At 37.6% G+C, this 19,478-nt stretch carries 18 protein-coding genes; 3 read left to right on the top strand and 15 right to left on the bottom strand.

All coding sequences use genetic code 11. The features are described 5' to 3' along the window. Positions 1-3: 3 nt before the first annotated feature. From HYX58_05790 to HYX58_05765, 6 genes are all read right to left on the bottom strand, one after another. Complete coding sequence (locus HYX58_05790; protein ID MBI2775493.1) at positions 4-702, bottom strand: class I SAM-dependent methyltransferase; 699 nt, start codon at positions 700-702, stop codon at positions 4-6. Next, a complete protein-coding gene (locus HYX58_05785) occupies positions 702-1,409 on the bottom strand; it encodes a class I SAM-dependent methyltransferase (protein MBI2775492.1) in 708 nt (235 codons plus the stop codon). Before HYX58_05785 ends, HYX58_05790 begins: the two co-directional genes overlap by 1 nt. Next, on the bottom strand, positions 1,384-2,445 hold the full coding sequence (locus HYX58_05780) for a glycosyltransferase family 2 protein (protein MBI2775491.1): 1,062 nt from the start codon (positions 2,443-2,445) through the stop codon (positions 1,384-1,386). Before HYX58_05780 ends, HYX58_05785 begins: the two co-directional genes overlap by 26 nt. Positions 2,446-2,519: 74 nt before the next feature. After that, entirely contained in the window at positions 2,520-3,374 is an 855-nt protein-coding gene (locus HYX58_05775) for a hypothetical protein (GenBank protein ID MBI2775490.1), read from the bottom strand. Between the two features lie 64 nt (positions 3,375-3,438). After that, positions 3,439-4,245 carry an FkbM family methyltransferase gene (locus tag HYX58_05770; GenBank protein ID MBI2775489.1) on the bottom strand — a complete coding sequence of 269 codons (807 nt, stop codon included), beginning with the start codon at positions 4,243-4,245 and terminating at the stop codon, positions 3,439-3,441. A gap of 66 nt (positions 4,246-4,311) precedes the next feature. Further along, positions 4,312-5,118 carry a class I SAM-dependent methyltransferase gene (locus HYX58_05765; protein MBI2775488.1) on the bottom strand — a complete coding sequence of 269 codons (807 nt, stop codon included), beginning with the start codon at positions 5,116-5,118 and terminating at the stop codon, positions 4,312-4,314. A gap of 230 nt (positions 5,119-5,348) precedes the next feature. Between HYX58_05765 and HYX58_05760 the strand changes: the two genes are divergently transcribed. Further along, positions 5,349-6,074, top strand: a complete 726-nt coding sequence (locus HYX58_05760; protein ID MBI2775487.1) for an FkbM family methyltransferase — start codon at positions 5,349-5,351, stop codon at positions 6,072-6,074. A 280-nt stretch (positions 6,075-6,354) separates the two neighbouring features. On the opposite strand, the gene HYX58_05755 is transcribed toward HYX58_05760, so the two are convergent. From HYX58_05755 to HYX58_05730, 6 genes are all read right to left on the bottom strand, one after another. After that, the gene (locus HYX58_05755) at positions 6,355-7,203 is read right to left on the bottom strand and encodes a methyltransferase domain-containing protein (GenBank protein MBI2775486.1); all 849 of its coding nucleotides are present in this window, start codon (positions 7,201-7,203) and stop codon (positions 6,355-6,357) included. Further along, positions 7,187-8,644 (bottom strand): glycosyltransferase family 39 protein, encoded by a 1,458-nt coding sequence (locus HYX58_05750; protein MBI2775485.1) that lies wholly within the window; start codon positions 8,642-8,644, stop codon positions 7,187-7,189. The genes HYX58_05755 and HYX58_05750 overlap by 17 nt, the downstream gene beginning before the upstream one ends. Beyond that, positions 8,625-10,199 carry an NAD(P)/FAD-dependent oxidoreductase gene (locus tag HYX58_05745; protein MBI2775484.1) on the bottom strand — a complete coding sequence of 525 codons (1,575 nt, stop codon included), beginning with the start codon at positions 10,197-10,199 and terminating at the stop codon, positions 8,625-8,627. The genes HYX58_05750 and HYX58_05745 overlap by 20 nt, the downstream gene beginning before the upstream one ends. Next, on the bottom strand, positions 10,199-11,509 hold the full coding sequence (locus HYX58_05740) for a glycosyltransferase (GenBank protein ID MBI2775483.1): 1,311 nt from the start codon (positions 11,507-11,509) through the stop codon (positions 10,199-10,201). Before HYX58_05740 ends, HYX58_05745 begins: the two co-directional genes overlap by 1 nt. Beyond that, on the bottom strand, positions 11,455-13,407 hold the full coding sequence (gene asnB / locus HYX58_05735; GenBank protein MBI2775482.1) for an asparagine synthase (glutamine-hydrolyzing): 1,953 nt from the start codon (positions 13,405-13,407) through the stop codon (positions 11,455-11,457). The genes HYX58_05740 and asnB overlap by 55 nt, the downstream gene beginning before the upstream one ends. 95 nt (positions 13,408-13,502) lie before the next feature. Further along, on the bottom strand, positions 13,503-14,900 hold the full coding sequence (locus tag HYX58_05730) for a glycosyltransferase (protein ID MBI2775481.1): 1,398 nt from the start codon (positions 14,898-14,900) through the stop codon (positions 13,503-13,505). 80 nt (positions 14,901-14,980) lie between these two features. On the opposite strand from HYX58_05730, the gene HYX58_05725 reads away from it, so the two are divergent. Further along, complete coding sequence (locus HYX58_05725; GenBank protein ID MBI2775480.1) at positions 14,981-15,889, top strand: hypothetical protein; 909 nt, start codon at positions 14,981-14,983, stop codon at positions 15,887-15,889. Here HYX58_05725 and HYX58_05720 read toward each other — a convergent pair whose 3' ends face one another. Further along, entirely contained in the window at positions 15,890-17,593 is a 1,704-nt protein-coding gene (locus tag HYX58_05720; GenBank protein MBI2775479.1) for a cytochrome c biogenesis protein DipZ, read from the bottom strand. A gap of 192 nt (positions 17,594-17,785) precedes the next feature. After that, the gene (locus HYX58_05715; protein ID MBI2775478.1) at positions 17,786-18,004 is read right to left on the bottom strand and encodes a hypothetical protein; all 219 of its coding nucleotides are present in this window, start codon (positions 18,002-18,004) and stop codon (positions 17,786-17,788) included. 191 nt (positions 18,005-18,195) lie between these two features. On the opposite strand from HYX58_05715, the gene HYX58_05710 reads away from it, so the two are divergent. Beyond that, on the top strand, positions 18,196-18,501 hold the full coding sequence (locus tag HYX58_05710) for a hypothetical protein (GenBank protein ID MBI2775477.1): 306 nt from the start codon (positions 18,196-18,198) through the stop codon (positions 18,499-18,501). 60 nt (positions 18,502-18,561) lie between these two features. On the opposite strand, the gene HYX58_05705 is transcribed toward HYX58_05710, so the two are convergent. Next, positions 18,562-19,440, bottom strand: coding sequence for an E3 ubiquitin protein ligase (locus HYX58_05705; protein ID MBI2775476.1), 879 nt, complete (start codon positions 19,438-19,440; stop codon positions 18,562-18,564). Between the last annotated feature and the right edge of the window lie 38 nt (positions 19,441-19,478).

Below are 19,478 nucleotides of genomic sequence, written 5' to 3'. Positions count from 1 at the left end.
GTTTCATCTTTTTTTAATTATAGCAGCATACAAACCACCACACGGTATTTTTTTCAAAATTTTCTCTAAAGGGCGAAACATACGCATGAATCTGGGAAAAAAACAATAATAATTGATAGTACATCCACCATACGGCCGTGCAATTTTATATGTATACCAAGGCTTAAGCATCTTTGCATTATCTTCAAATGGCGAACGGTGAAACATTAGCTGCGTGCCCGGATTGAGCGGGTTAAGTTCAAAAAGGATTAATATTCCATCCCTTTTTAAAATGCGCATAAGCTCATTCAAATACCCTTCGTGCATTCGATAAGGAATGTGATGAAATGCACCTGCCGCAACAACCAAATCAAACATAGAATCATCCAATTCTATTTTAGTATCGCTATCAGAATTCACTGCAAATGTTATGTGTGGGTATTTTTGTTGCGCAATTGCAATACTTTTTGGAGAAGGATCTACGCCGTATACCTTTGCTTTTTTAAACATTTCACTAGCAAAGCAAGTCATCATCCCATCGCCACATCCAAAATCTAGAATTGTAATCTCTTTATTAACTAATTGAGGAAACCATTCCGCTAGTTTTTGAATTTTTAATTGCGCAAAATATTGGCTCGATTCACCAGTTAATCCGCAGACATCATCTAAAATGCCACGATAATCTTTTGCAAATTGATCAAACTCTTGATGTACTTGTTTCATTAAATTCCTTCTTCTCTTTGCATTATAGCTGCATACAACGCGCCTAACGGCAGCTTTGTCAAAAATTTCTCTGAAAACCTCAGCCTCGCAAGCATACGTGGAAAAAAACAATAAAAATTGATATGCGCTTTCCCATACTTTTTTAATAAACGATACGAATACCATGGTGTAAGCATTTTTGCATTCTTATCGATAGGATTGTTTTTAAAAGTCCTCATAGTCAAAGGATTAAGCGGATTAAGCTCAAATAAAATAAAAATTCCGTCAGGTTTTAATATTCTATAAATTTCATTAATGTATCCTTGATGCATTTCAAATGGAATGTGATGAAAAGTCCCTGCTGAATAAACGATGTCAAATCTATCATCGGAGTAATCAAGACTGGTAGTTGTTTCTGAATTTATTAAAAAATTAAATTCCGGATAATTCTTCTGCGCAATTTCTATACTTTTTGGGGATGGATCAGCGCCATGAATTTGCGCATTTGCAAAATAACGTGGCAAAAATCCGGCCATCATACCATCTCCGCATCCGAAATCCAAAATTGAGATTTTCTTAGTAGCTAAATGCGGGAACCACTCAGCAAGCTTGCGAGCTTTGAGTTCAGCAAAATAGGCACTTGATTCTCCAGATAGCGATAACGACTTGTCTAAATTTTCTCTATAATTATGTGCAAATTGATCAAACTCTTGGCTGATGTGGCTCATTTCTATCCTTTTTTAATGATGCAATCATTTTTTCTTGGTTGACAACATCATCAATAATATAAAGAGGTCTGCCTTTTTGTTGTTCAAAAATCCTACCAATATATTCGCCAAGAATCCACATCAAAAGAAATTGTATCCCCATGAAAATATACATGATTGTTGTTAGCCATTTAAATAATGGATAATAAATACCATAAAAAAAGGTATCGCAACAAATAAATAGGAGCATTGCGCCTCCAGTTGCTATCACAAAAATTCCAATAAATGCAGCTAACCGTAATGGAAAAAGTGAAAATCCGGTCATGCCATCAAAAGCCAACTTAATCATTTTGGCCCAAGTATAGCCTGTTTTGCCCGCATGCCGATTTGATCGATTGAAATCGACATACGTAGATCTAAATCCTGACCATGCGACCATACCGCGCAAATACCGCGACTTTTCTCGACAGTTTCTTATTGTTGTAAGAACTTTTTTATCGATCAGCCTGAAATCGCCCACATTGCGCGGTATATGAACATCAGCTATTTTATCAAGTAAAAGATAATACCACTGAGCAGTAATTTTTTTTAAAAATGAGTCTTTTCGATCAGTTCGACGAGCATACACAATTTGAAAACCCTGATCCCATTTTTTAAGCATTTCAATGATCAACTGTGGAGGATCTTGCAAATCTGCATCCATAGTGATTATTGCGTCGCCATGAGCATAATCATAACCCGCCGTCAGCGCCATCTGATGACCAAAATTACGACTAAAATTAATGCTTGTAATGCGTTTATCAGATTCAGCGAGTTTTGAAATTAAATTCCATGATTCATCGCTACTGCCATCATTAACAAAGATAATTTCAAAATTATAACAATCAAGCCGCTCAAAGATTTTACTGAGCTCTATATATATTAACGAAATATTTTCTGCTTCATTATAGATAGGTAGAATAATTGAAATTAACTGTCCATTTTTTGTTAATGAATATTTCTGCAAGGATTCACTTTCCGCATCATTTTTTACTAGCGCAAAAATTTTATTAACCAAGCATGTCTCTTATGTAAACAAACAACTCTTCGCTTACATCTGATATCAGCGTCAAACTCAATTTAGGGGAATACTTAATTTAATAATTGCTCAATCGCAATCCAGTGTGGAAGTGTTGCATGAAAATAGGAAACATAATAAACAATTCCTTCATTGAAATATCCAGCAGTATAACCAAATGAACTTCTACCAGCAATCAACACGTCCGCAAATGCCATCGCTATATACGTATCATTTGAATCCTCGTTAATATGAAATATCGTATCAGGAGCTATAAATTCTTTAAAATCATTCTCGTTACCCTGCGAGAAGATATGAAATAAGAGCGGCTTTTTATCAGAATATATTTCTCTTAGTTTACGAATAGCGGTGCTGTATATTTCACTGGGGACGTCTGTTCCATAAACACAACAATCATGAGCGTTTGGGCGACGTATGTGAACTGCTATGTTATAATAATGGTCATCAAAATAATCTGATTTGTTTTTACCAACCCGAAATAACGATCTCATTTTTTTTAGAAAAGAGCTTTCTGCGAACTCATACCTTTTTGCATTGAGAAAAGCCAGATGATCGTCAGCATTAATTCTGTACCCTGCAGCAATCGCTTTATCCAGCGTCGGGAAATTATTAATACAGTTTATAATACTTTCTTTTTTTGATAAAAACGCTGGATCATTTGCGTTCCCGGAATAGTTGTGCTCCATTGTTTCGAAGGGCTGATAAAAAAATTCATAATTATTAAGCTCCGCATAAAGTCCCGCAGCCATAATCCGAAGCATATTTGATCCAAAGCCATCGGTTCTTTTCATATTTGTTATAACGATTTTCGGGCCCATTCTCTCAATTGGTTTAGCCCACAAATCAATGAAATGGATAAAAAAAATAAAATTAACTACAAATAAAAAGCCGTATTGAATTGTTTTCATTAACTTCCTTTCTGATTTGGAAACCGCATGATATCCGAAACGATAATAGGATTGGCAATCATCATTAAAAAATATAACTAAAAAAGCGCGCTTTTCCCTTTTTGGGCATGCATAGGATATCGTCAGAACTTACCAATTTCCACTCATAACCAAACGCTGATAATAGATTATTTATCTTTTCTTTGCTTGAGCCGCATTGCCTCATATTTGCCTCATTATATTCCATAATAATAATCGGATGATCGCGCATAATCATTTTTTTTGCGCCATTCAGAATTGCAAATTCTGCGCCTTCTGTATCGATTTTTATAAAATGCACCTTTTCAATATTCTCAGCTAATACAAAACTATCTAAATCGACACATTCAATTTCTCTTTCCATAACAACCGTAAATCGCTCTATATTTGATCCTATACATGCCAACCCCCATGCATTCATCGCAGGCATCTTAAGAATAGCCTTACCCTTAAAGTCGGCTGCTGCCATTTGGTAAACAAAAACATTCGAAATATCATTAAGTGCAAGATTTTTTTTTAGTGCGCCAGCTGCTTCTTCGATAGGCTCGAACGCGTACCATTTTGAATTTGGAAAAAACTTGGCCAACAAAGAGAAACAACCTGTTTGTGCCCCCAAATCAAGCGCAACAAAATAGTCATCGTGCTTTTTTAGTAGTTCATAAAATTTTTCTATCAAATGCTTATCATAAACTGACCCGTTCGACCACGTATGCCCAATGCTTTCCGAAATTGGACATACTAGAATATTTGATAGGCCGCCAACTAGATCATAGGATAAGCTATCAGAGCAATATAAGTTTTCTTGATTATGAATCAAAGAAAGAAACACCAAAGATAGAATTAAAATTTTCATTAGCCTCACTTCTAATATAAATTAAGTAGAATCCTTTTTTCCATACTCATCCTAAGCTGGACAAACTCATTCAGTCTTTTTCTTCAAATTTATCGTCATAAAAAAACCGGCCCGTTGCCACCCGAAAATGCAAGCTAATAAATAGGCAGATACCCTAAAAGGCCATGATTTGTATACCAACAGGTCATGATAACCGACCTCTGCCTTTATTTCGTTAATAGTTATCGGCAAAGATTTAAGCATCTTTTTTACTTCTTTAAAAGTGTAAGCCTTTGTTCCCAAACTTTCTTGATCATGAAAAAGAATATTGCTCAATGAACGAAATGGCCTGCCCCTACAAAGACCCGCTAGCACATAACGATAAAAAGCAAAAAGCGAATAGCGATGGTATATCATTAATTTAATAGTTCCGCCAGGCTTACAAACACGAACAATTTCTTCTATGCATCGCATGGTATTTGACGAGTGATGTATAACTCCCCATGAATAAACGACATCAAACGAGTTATCCGGATACGGAATATTTTCTGCATCTGCAACTTGTAAATCGTATGGCCTCAGATCTTCCAACATTAAACGATGCCGCACATTTTCGATTGCTTCAGCAGTCAAATCAATTCCGTATGCATGAGCTCCCGCGCGCACCCACTGCACAAAATCGGTACCCGCACCTACACCCACTTCAAGTAAACGTTTATTGCGGAACCGAGTAAACTGTGCAAATGAAAAAATTTCTGGCTCAATCCGATAGCGGTATGCTTCTATTTCATTAAAATATTCAGCTGAATATTTTTTCTGGCACGTGACTTCGGTGCCACAACTTCGTTGATTCCAATAATTATGAATAGATTGTTTTAATTGCTGTTGATTCATCCTATCTCCAATTTAAAAAAACTAGTTCATTTTTTATTCTTAGATGTGCTAAATATATCCATTTTTCATCCCCTGATAATGACTCTTTTTGAGATTAGATAGACTATATGAAAAAACTATATATTTATCAAAAAAGTATTCATTGTATTTGAATGAAGCATATTATCTTAACCATTCCCAACTATCGTGCAATTTATTACGCTCGATTTATATTCAAAAAAAGGAAAAAAATGAAGAACAAATATCTTTTTTTCAAACTTTGTGCTGCTTTAATACCTTGGCTTCCCGCAAAAGGAACTGTATTTAATTTTAGTGATCCAAAAGAAACTTTGCCTTATGTGCTCCAATTTATGCCCACTGAGCCAATAATTGTTGAAGCAGGATCTTTTGATGGAAATGATTCTGTCTTTTTAGCGACAAGAGTACCAAACGCAAAAGTACATTCATTCGAGCCGGTTCCTGAGCTTTATAAAAAAGTCAAAATTGCTACCCAAAATTTCAAAAACATATTTACTTATGAACTCGCTTTGTCTGATAAAAATGGTGAAGCAATATTTCATGTCTCAGAATTGACATATCAACAAGGCACTGCCTCCGCCTCCAGCTCTTTGTTGCCCCCAAATCAGTATCTGCTCAATACCACGCCTCTCGTGTTTCCAAGGAAAATCACAGTTCGGACAGCAACTTTAGATACATGGGCGCAAGAAAATGGAATTTCTCACGTGGATCTACTATGGCTCGATATGCAAGGCTACGAATTAAATATGCTAAAAGGATCCCCAAATATTCTCAAGACAGTAAAAGCTATTTTAACGGAAGTCGAATTTGTTGCAGGATATGAAGGTCAGTATTTATATGAAGACGTTAAAAACTTTCTTGAGTCCGAAGGTTTTGAGCTCAAAGGGCTTAATACCGCTCCAAAATGGTATGGAGACGCATTATTTATTCGTCCATGACACAATCTTTGTCTTGCACAAATTGCTGATTTGCAATGCTTTTATATTTTATTTTTCCAAATGTTGTGCCCTACTATAAAAAATAGTGCTACACGAGCTTCGGCTGAATATCTTCATTTTAATAAAGTGACAATGCTTGTTGCTATGAGGCGAATAAATATAGACAACCGACTCTGATTCTAATCCGAAGTTCTCGGTGCCAAATGAAACTAGTGGTATGAATAAATACAAAAAAATTACAAAATGCACTTTCATTATTTTCTTCATAATTCCTAGTGCTCTACCTTCGCTCTTTTATGTTCTTAATCGCCCGCACCGATACATACCAACCAAAATATCGCCCAATAAAATCCAGAATTGATTGAGGTATATATTTATATGTGCGCCAAACCAATCTAATCATTGGCAGATCGTCAGCCACAAGCTTTCGTATCTCTGTTTTAACAATTGAAAAGCCAGCGCCCTTGAGCAATGTTTTAAGCTCTCTCTTACTATACACATTCACAAGCGGGCGCGCCCCACTTTCAGAATGTTCTATAAATGATCGCTGCGTAGCCAAAGATCGCTTCAAAAAGCCTCTTCTACAAATCCATTCCCAAAAAACAGTAGTCATAATATAAAAAATAGACCATTTGTTATAAACAATTACTTGTATTTCACCATCATACTTTAAAGCTTTATAGCAGTTTGAAAGTGCTTTTTGCATATCAGGCGTATGATGCAAAACGCCAAATGTATAGATATAATCAAATTGCTCAATAAACGAAATATTCTCAACATCCATTTCTGAAAACGTTGCATCATATCCATAATATAGGAGATGTTTTTTTGCCAAAATTGGATTTTGCGGTGTGATATCAATACCCGTATAACTCGCACCTGCCTTGCAAAACTGATATGCATCGTAGCCGCAACCACTTCCAATTTCCAATATTGATTTTCCCCTAAAACGCTTAAACTGGACAATCTCATCGAGCCATGGAACTTCATAGGAAAATCGCTTTGCAATTACTGAATCAAAAAATTCTTTTGTCCCTGGTTTATACGATTGTCCAAAAGTCCATCCGGCTGGGCTTGCACCCCAAACCTGTTTGGAAGACTCCTTAATTGTGTTATTCGGCAGCTCCATGGAAAATCTCCTTTTTTCTTATCAATAAATCATCAAACTTTTCTGATTGATCATAGCTATTCACGATTATTTTGTTATTTAGATTCACATAATAATTTGAAATAATAGACGGCGCATATTTTTCAACCGCCGCATGCACATCATAGTTGTTTCCGGTCAATCGCTCATAAATCGGTATTAAATCTGATTTGTCGTGATTCATACGTGCTTCAAACCAAAAGAAATCGACATCGTGCCTGAACAAATTAAAAAAACTTTTTCCATCGTAAACAGATGAGCCTTCTGGAGCATTATTCAACACAAAATTAATTTTCTCATGCGGCTCGCGATTAATTCCTTTCACCACCATTTTTACAACTTGATAGGCGTTTCCAATAAGTGATCCCCAGGAAAGAGCAAAAATAATCATGAGCATTTTATACGTATTTCCCATGCACATTTTGTAAAGCGCGTATCCAGCAATCATCGCCATAAGCGGAATTGCTGGCGCATAATATTGCGCATACGAAAATCTTGCAATAACTATTGCTGCAAACAAAAGCCATAGAGAGCACCAACCAATTATTTTTTGATAATAGCTCTCAAGATAATAAAAAATACCTATTGCATAAAAAGCGCACAACAATTGACTCATTGCCAAAAGCTGCAATGTATAAAATGGCAAAAACCTGCCGGTGTGCATCGCATTCAGCAGCCAATTGAATTTTAAATAGAAATCCCATGCACCAATGGACCATATGTATAAAAAATAAATAAGTACCGGTAGTGAAAAAACAATTGCAAATACTGCACATTCAATGAAAGAAACCTTGCGCTGATATAACTGGAACAAGAGAATAGATCCAATAGCAGCCATTAAGAAAATCGCCTTTTGCAAAAATAAAAAAGAGAGCGATAAAAACAATGCACTCACGATAAGCTGCACACATCGCTTTTGTTTATTTTGTTGTTCAAAAAAAGAAAATAAAAAAAGAAGCGAAATCATTCCGCAAAGAACCTGTGGGCCATCTGGCCGAATTTGCAAAAGTTTTGTAAAAATCACTGAAGTGAGCAATAAATAAACGCTTAAAATCGCTGTTTCAGCATTGAAAAGTTTTTTTGCAAGAAGATAGGTGATCAATCCGATCAAAAAATATTGGAAAAAAACGATCATGCGAATAATGAGCAAGGTGTGATATACCTCACCAAAAAACTTAATAATTGGCACCAACAGATAGTATAAAAACGGATGATGATGCTGAAAAAAATCGCGATAAATTTCGCCATCATGGATCACTTTCCATGCAGTATGCACTGCTTCAATCTCATCTTGATCAAATGGTGCATAGATTTGCACAATGCCCATTAAGATCACCATCAAAATTATTAGTGAAGTTCCAATTTGTGTGAATCTGCGCGATGAAATTTCAGGAAAATAGTTTTTAAGCGCGTTTAGATTCATGATATTCTTGCTCGGTATTTACCGCCCAAATATTATTTTTGTCAGGATTTGCAGCGATAATATTTTCTACCGCTTGCATCGCTGTCAGCATTGAATGATCTTGATTATTATATTTATGCATGCCATTGCGGCCAATAAGAAAAAGATTTTGAAATTGATCTACGTAGTTTCGTATCTGATCAAAGCGATTATAAGTACCAAAATAAGCTGGATACGTTTTTTCAACGCGCAAAACCGTCGCATCTAAAACATCTGCTCGATCAATAAAGCCCATTTTGTACATTTCTTCGATGGCGAGGGCAATCAAATCTGATTCAGATTTGCTCCACAGTTCATCCCCTTCATTGCAAAAATATTCAAGGCCAACCCACGCATTGCTAGGATCAGCAACCATGTACGGGCTCCAGTTATTGAAAATTTGTAACCGCCCGACAAACACATCGGGCTCCTGAATATAAATCCAATTATCTTTAATGAGCCCACCATTAGCATCTTTAATTTTTAATTTCTTTAAAAGGAGGCCGACTGTAATAAAATCTCGGTACATTAAGCCGTCGCCGAGCATTTTAATCTCTTCGGGCGCTTGCCATTGAAACGATTGAACGAGTTCTTTAACCGGCATGGTGGAAAATACATGAGACGCATCAAAAAGCTCTTCTTTGCCGGTGTGGGAATCAAATGCGCTCACTTTTGATATCAATGCATCTTCTTTATATAATTTATTTACTTGCCAACCCATTCTTATTTCACCACCGCCAGCACGAACGCGATCGGCAACCTCTTGCCACATTTGGCCCGGCCCATATTTGGGATACAGAAACTGTTCAATTAAGCTTGTTTCAATATTTTTTTGTGCAATATCCTTTGCCGTAGGCTTTACTAACTGCTTTGCAAAATGCTGAATTGTTTTTGCAACCGAAAGACCTTTAATGCGTTGCGCGCCCCATTCTGGGCTAATTTCTCTGCATGAAAGACCCCATACTTTTTCTGTATATGATTTAAAAAAGGTTCGATAAAGTTCCGTGCCGAACCGATTGATAAAAAAATCTTCTAAGTTTTTTTCTTTTTTTATTGGAAAAGCACAGCTTTTCATGTAACTTGCGCCAATTTTTACTGTAGAGGTAAGCCCTAGATTGCGAACCGTTTCCGGATTAAATTGCAACGGATAAGAAAAAAATTTTCTTTTAAAATAAATACGCGAAACGCGGGAACGCAAAAGCATTACACGATCTTCAATTGCTGGATTTGGGCCACTCAAACTACCAGAAATTGTGCGCGATTTATTTTGATATGAAATATTTGTTTGCCCTGCCTGAAGCGCTTGAAGCGGCAGAATCTCTGCCCACCAATTCATCACACGGTCCGACTTTGAAAAAAAACGATGACCACCTATATCAATACGATTACCGCGATAATTAACGGTGCGAGAAATACCGCCCAAGTATTCACTTTTTTCTAAAATAATCGGCTTAATATTAGTGCGTTTAATGAGCTCGTATGCAGCAGTTAGTCCTGCAGGCCCTGCTCCAATTATAATCGCCTTTTTTTGGCTCATTATCTTCCTTTTGCAAATTCATCAATACGTGCAACGTGTTTATTCCATGAATAATAGTGCAGAATTTCATTTCGTGCATTATTCCCGATACCAAATCGTTCATTGCTAGAAGCATCACAAATCGCCGTGATTGCAGAAATAAATTGATCTGATTTGCCACTTTCTGCTAAAAATCCGCAGGCACTTCTCCATTGATTCTTATCATTATAGCTATCCGCGCGAACTGCTGGTTTAATCACTTGTGCCAACTGTTCAAGATCTGAAGCAATAACAGGTTTTTCTAAACTCATATATTCAAATAATTTTGTTGGTGATCCAAAAAACCTACTGCCATCTTTGTTAGGCACATTAGGGGAAATAAATGCATCACATGCCGCGAGGTATTTGCGCGCACTAGCATGCGCCAACAGGCCAGGCATGATAATTTTAGCCTTATCAAGATATGCAATTTCATTATCAAAAAAGTTTTTTAATGGCCCATCACCAACTAAGATAAAATAGATATCATCTCTTTTGTTGTTTAACTTTAAAATAATTTCAGCAAGCGTCTCAATACCATGCCACAAAGAAAAAGTGCCCACAAATCCAACAACAAATGCATTACCTGGAATATTATGGAGAACGCGAATCTCTTTCGCCTGCGATGCCAATATATTTGAATTAAATAGCTCTGGGTCAACGCCGTTTGGATTTACCAAAATTTTGTTACTCGAAATACCGCGATTTATTAATTCTTCTTTGAGTGGCTCGGAAACGACAATAATGCGATCAGCAGAGCGCAAGTTAAAAAGTTCTATTTTTTCGATCAACCAGAGCATTTGAAATTTTTTCTTAAATGCCCATTCCCTTTCAACCCATACTTCTGAGCCGTTATATTCTAAAACAAGAGGTATTCTTTTAATTTTACTTACTAATATACCGACGCAATTGAGAATCCCGTAGCGCTGATAAATATATGAAATTCTTTCGGCACGCGTAAAACGAAGAACCTGAATAGTAAAAAAAATATTTGAAAATAAGCAGTTGAGTTTCCACCGCAAAAAAGAGATCAATTTTGGATTTGACAGTTTGCGCAATCGAGCAATTGATAGTTCTTGCATGTGCGATTGCATCATTGATGAGGCAACGATCATGCGATAACCAAGATTTATAAAACCGTTAATCACACCAATGGTATGCGAAACGGAACCTCCTGCAACAATTTCACGATCAGAAATATCTGTTCGTAAATAAAGAATAGTTCCCTGCTCATTTTTCATAACGTTGATCCCGCAATCAAATTCTGCAACGTCCATAATTGAACCGCGCATTCCCGCTGACCTGCTGCATTTTGCTTATACATTCGCTCCATTGCATCGAAATTAATATACGCTCCCCATTCCGCGCGTTTTTTCACGAGCATTTCTTGGAAATAGGGCTTAAAATAGATGCCTTCTTTAAACCAACGCATCGTTGGCGCTGCAAAGCCAACTTTTTTTCGATACACAACATCGTGCGATAACGATCGCTCAGCAACTTTTTTGAGAATATATTTTGTTATCCCATTTTTATATTTGAGAGCTTGAGGAATTCTAAAAGCATATTCAACGAGTTCATGATCCAGGAATGGAACCCTTCCTTCCACCGACGTTGCCATCGCCATTTTATCAAGACGCATCAGCAAAAGCTCTGGAAGACGTTGCTTCATCTCCAAATAGATCATTCGATTTAAAAAATCTAAATGCGGTGCACGCTCATCAACTTGCTTTAAGTGATAATCAACGATCGCGTAACTATCAGCTTCTTGATCGAATCCCGGATAAATTGCTTGCAGAATAGAATCATATGAAGCATGCGCTGCTGCATCAAACACTTCCTTTTTCAATAATTCAGGAAATGCGATCGCGCCGCTCCAAAATAAATTTCTTCCCTCAGCCCATTGTTGAACAAGCGAAAGACGATGGGGTTTGTGCGCAATAGCGCGCTTTGCCAATCCATAAACGCCTGTTTTAATAACTCTCGGAACAAATTTTGTCGCGGGACTCCAGTATTTATTATAGGTATCAACATATTGCGCATACGTGGTATAGCCGCAGAAAAGTTCATCCGATCCTTCGCCCACAAGAACCACGGTAACACCAGAATCGCGCAAAAGTTTTGCTACAAAATAAAGAGGAATGCATACACAATCCGCCAGCGGTTCATCTTGATGGTAAACCATTGATTGGAAAAACTCGAACGCCTCTTTTTCGCTGATCGTAATTTCATGGTGATCTGTTTTAAATTGCGTTGCTACTTTTCGCGCCCATTCAACTTCGCTGTATTCCGGACCATCAGAAAACGAAACGTTAAACGTTTTGACCATATCGGAAGTACGACTCATATGCGCTACGATCAAGCTTGAATCGATTCCACCCGATAAAAAAGAACCCAATGGCACGTCCGACATTAAGCGTTTATTTACTGCGCGGCTAAAAATCGATTCAATATCATCTATCGCTTGCGCTTCATTCGTGATAAGAGATTGCCCCGCAACCGCATCGAGCGGGTTATACCATTCTTTAAATGAAATGTTATTATTTGCGTCTGCTTTAAGATAAAAACCGGCGGGTAACTTATAAATACCTTCATAAAGCGTAAGTGGTGCGGGAGTTACCATATAGGTTAAATAATGAGAAACGCCCCGCACGCTAATATTTTTTTCAATCCATGGTAAAGGCCAAAGTGCCTTAATTTCTGAAGAAAAACTCAAAACACCATTTTGTAAAGAAAAATAAAGAGGCTTAACGCCAATTCTATCGCGGACCAAATAAAGTTCATTTGTACGCATATCAACAATAACGATAGCAAAATCGCCTTCGAGGCGATCTAAGCATGCAATTCCCCATTTTTTATATGCATAAAGAATTGTTTCTGTATCAGAATTAGAGCTAAATCGATATCCATCCGCTTCTAATTCTTTTCGCAGCGCAGGATGATTATAAAGTTCGCCGTTGCAAATAACCGCAATAGATTTTTCTTCATCAAAAAGTGGCTGAAATCCGGCTTGAGAAAGGTCAACAATGCTTAAACGGCGATGTATGAGTGTTGTTTTTTTATCTGAAGCATGCCAAATGCGAAATCCATCCGGCCCGCGATGGCTCATCGATTCTTGAACACGGTTAAGGACCGTTTCATCAAGCGCATAGGGCGCAGCAGAAAGAAATCTATACCCCGCTATTCCGCACATACTCGCTCTCCAATATTTTATCCCAAAAATTCATACGATTTTTTAGGAGCCCAATAACTATTTCTAATCGATATGATCTTTATACCACTAAATTTTTAAAACTTAAACTTGCGCAATGCAAAGAGCCACATTTGTGCAAGCAATATACCGTGATAGAATCTGCGGATTTGCGTTTGCCCATACGTGCGTGCTTTATAATGCACCGGTATATCGACAATTTTTAAATGCAATTTTGCAGCGCCGAATAATAAATCGAAATCACCAAATGGATCAAAATCACCAAAATAGGAACGATTTTGAGCAATAAGCTCGTAATCTCTTTTAAATAAAACTTTGGTGCCGCAAAGCGTATCTTTTACTTTTTGCCCCAACAACCACGAAAATCCTAAACTAAATGCGTGATTTGCAATAATGTTTAAAAACCGCGTTGCTCCTGATTCCATTCCATAAACAAAGCGGGAACCATTAATCATTTCCCCTTTTCCTGATGCGAGTGCATCAACAAAGAGATGAAGTTCATGCATGGGTACCGTATTATCCCCATCATGGATCATTAAAATGTCCGCTTTTGCCATTTCAAATCCAAGGCGCACCGCATCACCTTTACCTTGGCCCTGCTGAACAGCAAATCTAATATTTTTCTCAGGATAAAGCTGCTCAATTCGTTTTATTTCATCAAGCGTCCTATCCTTTGAATGACCCTCGATAAAAATAATCTCTGTATGATCGCCTAGTTGAGGCAATGTTTTGGCTATCAACTCGACATTACCCTTTTCATTTCGACAAGGAACAATAACGGAAACGCTCGGCTTTTTTTCGCGCTGATGAGCAATTGGCCGCGAGGTAACCCATTCCATTAAGCACAATCGATTAATCAACGGAACATGCGAAACAATGGTATTTAAAATCCATGAAAAAATGGGAATATAAAAAGGAAATAATAATCTACGGCCGCTTGTAATAATTTCAAAACCACTTAAATACAATAAGTTTTCAAGATCATTAAGAGAAAGCCAATTTTTTAAAGGGGTTTCGCGACGCATTCCTAGTTTTTGGCCAATACGCAGGAACGGCTCCCATAAAAAAGAATACATATCTAGAACAATGCGCGTGCGATCATGGCAATGTTGTTTTAGCTGGTTTAAAAGTATTTGAATATCATCTATTTCCATAACGGTAGAAGAAAGAATGATATAATCAAATGATTCTCCGTGTTCAAGCTGATCGAGCGAGCTAAAAAAACGATAAAATGGCAGCTCTTGTTTAGCAAGCTCAAGGCACTCTAATTCAGACTCGATACCGACGCCATATGAAGGCCTTACTGCATGAAGCAACGTTCCGGTCTTACAACCAATTTGCAAAACGCGCGCATCTGCTGGAATCGCCCAATTATAAAATTGCGCAACCGACGCATGATAATACCAATTTTTTTTTAACCAAAAAGAAAAGGATTTTTGCTGCGTGCCGGCAACTTGGCTCAGTATATTATTCATTGATTAATCGCCTTTTTTTGGATTTTTTTGCTAGCATACAAATGGATAGGTAATAAGACAAATTATCAAAAAAGGAATGTATGATTCTCTATCTTTTTATATTCGTTGGAGCGATGAGTTCAAGCACTTTATTTACAATGGATAATGAAAAATCTAATAGTTCAGGGTTTTTTATCAAATCTCAATCTTCCAGCTCTCCCCGCTTTATCATTTCAAGCGATTTGGTCGCCGGGAACGCGCTTGATGACAAGAACATCCTACAGCTGCTTTATCATTACAGTCCCATCATTTCGGAGCTTTCGCAAAAGAGATCATGGTTTGAAAAATGTTTTACTATTCCCGCCAATACCATGGCTATCGTAAAAAAAGGAAACGAATACGCTCGCGGAACCGACCCAAAAAAGAAAGGCTTGAGCAACGCGATCGACGGTGTTAGTTTCTACTTAAGCTTAAATAGCATGACACCGCTCAGTGATGATGAAAAAGCAAAGGCTTTAGAATTATCGACACAGCCACAACCCAATGAAAAAGTGATTAATCATTTAAAAGAAAAAGCATTTCTAGGTTTAATTTTAGCAACCAATCAAGATGTTTCTGAACAAGCCTGCTACCAGGATCAATTGCGCCAACGAGGGGTAATGATCAGAGAGCTATTCACGGAAGGAATCGTAACCACGCCGCATTACAGATTGCTCGAAGGAAAAGAACTTTCGAAGGATCCCTTTGAAAAAGTCGGCGATAAGTGGCTTGCAGCAAAGGGCAGAATAGGCTCACAAGAATTTGAAGAAACTCTTTTAGAACTTTCAAAAGATAGAAAACCGATTTTTCTAACAGGCCGCAAAGAATATTTTAAAGCATTGCAAAAATCAAAAAAAATTACTGCTGCTTATTGCCCTTCCCCTGAAAAGTTGCGCGAATTTCTGGATGAAACGACAACCGACTACGCAGCTGAATATCCATTTGGAGAGGATTGGCTGGAAAAAAAATAATTATTTATCGTCTGATCCAAACGTAAATGCGTACGCTGATACTTCTTTTGGAAAAATTAGTGTCAATTGATGGCGTCCATAATCGCCTTTAAGATCTAAAATATCGTACATGCGCGCTTTATTCACGCGAAGTTTTCCATCGCTGTTCATATCAGCGGTGCGATATTTTTCTGGCAGCGGACGCCCATCAAGTAAAATCTCTACCAATGCTTCGCTCGTTGAATTCATTACAAGATATACTCGATTTGCGATAAAATTCAGATCTAATTGAGCGCCGTCGCTCTCAGATCTTATAAATTGCGGGGCAGCAAACCAACGCCCCTTAAGCCCGATTTTATTAGCATCAAGATTTTGAGTAAACGAATAATCGGCTATTTGGTTTTTCATAATTTTAATTTCTGAAGTATATGCGCGTGCTCGTTCGTATCCTAAATAAGTTTCTGGTGTTGTCGCACGAGTAACTGCAGTTTCTGCTTTCTCAGTTTCAGGCGAAAGGCTAAGAAGAAGGCGAATTGCGTTTTCGGTTTCACCATGCTTTCCTTCGCCAAAATGGGTTTGAATCACTTTTCCGTTTTGATCGATCAAATAATGCGCAGGCCAATAGCGATTATTATAGTTTTGCCATGTTTTATAATTATTATCTAAAGCTACCGGATAATTAATGCCAAAACGCTTCACTGCATCTTTTACATTCGCACTATTTTTTTCAAATTCAAACTCAGGCGTATGGACCCCAACTATAACAAACCCTTTATCTTTATAATCGTCGTACCATTTTTTTAGATAGGGAAGCGTGCGAACACAATTTATGCAGCTATAGGTCCAAAAATCTACTAATACAACTTTACCCCGCAAATCTGCCAGGGACAGCGGTGCCGAATTAATCCACTCGACAATTCCCACAAAATCGGGCGCTTGAGATTTATTTTCTGATGGAGCAAATGACGGATTGCTTAGTGGATTTATTTTTTCTAATTCTTTTTTAACCACCTCACTATTTTCAACCGAAAGCATAGGAAAATAGTTGAGCGCTATTTGTTGTAGTACAACGTCAAAATGAAAGGCGATCGCAATCGCGCCAAGAATCATAAGAACGCCGAAAATTTTTCTCAAAGGCTGAGCATACGTTGAAAGCGCGACGGTTGAATTAATAATTTTGCTACTGCCGTACATGATAAAAAACATTGGAATTGCAGCACCCATACTATAAGCAAGCGTCACAAGCACTGCCGAAAAATTTAATGAACTTGTTGCCACAAGCGTCGTAATTGCGGCCAAAATTGGCCCAGCGCAAGGCGTCCAAATTAATCCGAGTGTAATACCTAAGATCAAACCACTCAAAAATCCCGATCCGCTTCCCGTTGAGATCGCCTGCAATTGCTGGCCAAGGCGCGCAACTCCGGAGGTTGTTCGCTCAAACCACTGATCAATGCTTGGAAAAATAAGGGTGAGGCCAAAAAAAGTAATAATAATTATGGCAATATAACGCAAAAAATCTGGAGACACGCCCGTTGCATGCACTAATGCGGTGAGCGTTAGGGTAAAAAAAGAAAAACTAACCACTAATCCAATTACAACGCCAAGCGGCCTTTTCTTTCCCTCATCAACTCCGGCTGAAAGCAAAAGAGGCAGCACCGGCAAAATGCACGGCGAAAGAACGGTGACTATTCCTGCAAGGAAAGAAAATGAAATAAGAATAAGCACGATACCCCTACTTTCTCATCCTTCGATACAAATGCTACCGCATTCACTCAGGACGAGCGCTCTCACGTAATTTTTTTATTTTTGACTATTTCAAAACTATTATTAATAAATAATAACCAATTCGGGAATTAAACTGCGCTCGCCCTGAGTGATTTCGAGCAAGGCGAGAAATTGTATCGAAGGGTACGCAGATCAATCAGATTTGTGGTGCTTGTTGTTTCCACCGCGTCCAAATTGTTCTTTATTTCCCCATTTGCCTCGCGTTTTTATCATACGCGCAATATTTGAAGCACCCCGAGACATTTTGCGATGCATGTTGCCCAGGCGATCTTTGAAGTGATTTTTAAAACTGGAATTATGCTCCGCCCGCTTTTCATCACTATTGAATATTTTATTAAAAAATTTTCTCATGCCCTATCTCCTTTTCCCTCTGTTGCTATCTTAGCAGCTAGAAAATAGGAAAATCAATGCTACGGCTACTGGCGATGCTCAATTAAACAAAAATTATCAAATTTTCGCGTTGAAAATAAAATAATTTTTTGGTTTATTATATAACGATATTAATTTTTTTAAATCGATTCTTAACACAACGAGATAATGACATGAAAAAAAATATATTGATTGCAGCGCTCATACTTACCGCAAACATTCATCTTTGCGCCATGGAAGACGAATATGCTGAGTATCATAAGACATGGGGGAGCGTGCCAAATCAAAAGATACAGAAAATGCGCGTTAGGGGCAAATCTAATTTAGAACTGGCAGCTGAAAATGATGATATTGCACTTGCAGAATATTTTGTTCATGAACGAGGCATCAGATTTTCTAAAATTGCCGTAAAAAAAGCACAAAAAATAATAATGGAATCGCATAAAAAAACAGACCACAAATGCCCGAATAATAATTAGCAATTTGGTTTAAACCAAAAACCGAATGTGCGTAAAATACACATTCGGTTTTTTTAACTACTATTTTTGAGCTGCTCGCTGTTCAGCGGCCAAATAGTTTTTGGAAAACTCTTCACGTTTGATTTCAGCCCGGCAAAGAGGGCAGGTATCTTTTCCTTGCCCATGAATCCAGTTTTTTAAGCACGTTGGGCAAATTGAATGGCCACAATATAAATTCACACGATGGCCGCTCTGTTTGAAATTTTGGCTACATACCGGGCATTCTGGTTCTCTAAATTTATTTCTTTTTAATATTTCTACTTCACTAAAAAAGGTCTTATTCCTGCGTAATCCATCGGCATTTTTTTCATTAAATTCTGGGTACGTCTCGCGAATTTCATCTTGTGCTCGCGGCCCTGCGCCCATACCAGCACCCTGCTGCACCGCTTGGTTCATCAATTTTTCTTGCTCTTTTTTTACTGCCTGTTCGATATCCCACTGAATATAATAATTATCCAGATGCGCAACGATTAAATTCCTTCTTACGATATCGTCTTCGATTTTCTTGCCCTGCAATTTAACAACAATCGGACGAACCGTCGCTTCATCAACAACATCGCCGTTGCGGGTCATGTTTTGCACCACTTGTGCGGTAATCTTTTCGATAATAAAAGTTTTCAACTCACCTTGAACCGTGTCTCTCAATAGACTTTCAGCACATTGCTTGGAGCTTAAGCAATTGGCAAAAAGAAATTTCATAAACTGATTAGCAAACTGCCGTTGAGCTGCCTGTTCTTTTTTGTTTGGAATAGTTGCATAAAAATATTGTTCTGTTTCTTTGTCTACTTTTTCTCTGACAATGGGATAATTCTCCAACATTTCAGGCATCGCTTTGGGCTGACAATACGCAAAAGGTGCGGAAAAAATAAATGATAAAATTAAAAAATAGTTTTTATGCATTATAAAACTCCTTGTGAAATTTCTTTATCAAAGAATTC

Source organism: Candidatus Dependentiae bacterium (assembly GCA_016191325.1).
Taxonomy (GTDB): Bacteria; Babelota; Babeliae; order Babelales; family JACPOV01; genus JACPOV01.
The sequence above is the reverse complement of the archived record's forward strand: the minus strand, read 5'-3'. Positions and strand labels throughout refer to the sequence as shown.